The sequence below is a fragment of the Fructilactobacillus florum DSM 22689 = JCM 16035 genome (assembly GCF_001436645.1).
GTDB lineage: Bacteria > Bacillota > Bacilli > Lactobacillales > Lactobacillaceae > Fructilactobacillus > Fructilactobacillus florum.
In genome coordinates this window covers 1-624 of record NZ_AYZI01000030.1, presented here as the reverse complement: position 1 = coordinate 624, position 624 = coordinate 1, and the positions used below count along the sequence as shown (strand labels likewise).

The following is a 624-nucleotide window of genomic DNA, read 5'->3' as shown; positions in this document are numbered from 1 at the left end:
AGCTGGTTGCGGAGCTGCAGCAGGAGCGGGCTTAGCTGCTTGTGCCGGTTGGGCTGGAGCAGCTGGCTGTGGTGCAGCGGCTTGCGTTTGTGGCTGTTGTGGAGCAACTGGTTGGGCTGCTGGTTGTGGAGCAGCCTGAGGCTGCTGTTGTGGCTGGGCTGGCGTTGCGGCTTGTGCCGTTGCCGAAGCTGCTGGAGCTACCTGCACGTTACCATCGTCACCAAAGACAAAGGTTTCGCCAGCATAAATTTTGTTAATGTCTTGAATGTGGTTTGCTTGTTGTAAGTCATTCACTGAAACATTGTAAGTCTGAGCTAATTGTGACAGTGTATCGCCAGCTTTAACTGTAATCTTGGTCGAAGCGTCGGCACTTTGCGAACCGGCAAACAAGACTCCGGCAGAAACGGCGGCAACAGCAGCGATTGATTTTAGACTTTTATAATTCATATAGTAATAATCTCCTTTTTTGTGAAAGACTGATTTTTGCGTTTGAATTCTTTCGGAAAACGATTGCTTCCTTCGCAATCAATATCCATATACTAAGCGCTGCATATTACAGACTGATTACAGCCAGATTAAGAAATTACCCGCTCATTGTAATTTTGCAATCGAACCGACATATTT

1 protein-coding gene is annotated in these 624 nt (G+C 47.3%); it reads right to left on the bottom strand.

Annotation, left to right across the window (positions count from 1 at the left end; all coding sequences use genetic code 11):
• A partial coding sequence (locus FC87_RS06655) for a LysM peptidoglycan-binding domain-containing protein (protein ID WP_156656552.1) occupies positions 1–447 on the bottom strand: 447 nt, incomplete at its 3' end.
• Positions 448–624 lie beyond the last annotated feature (177 nt).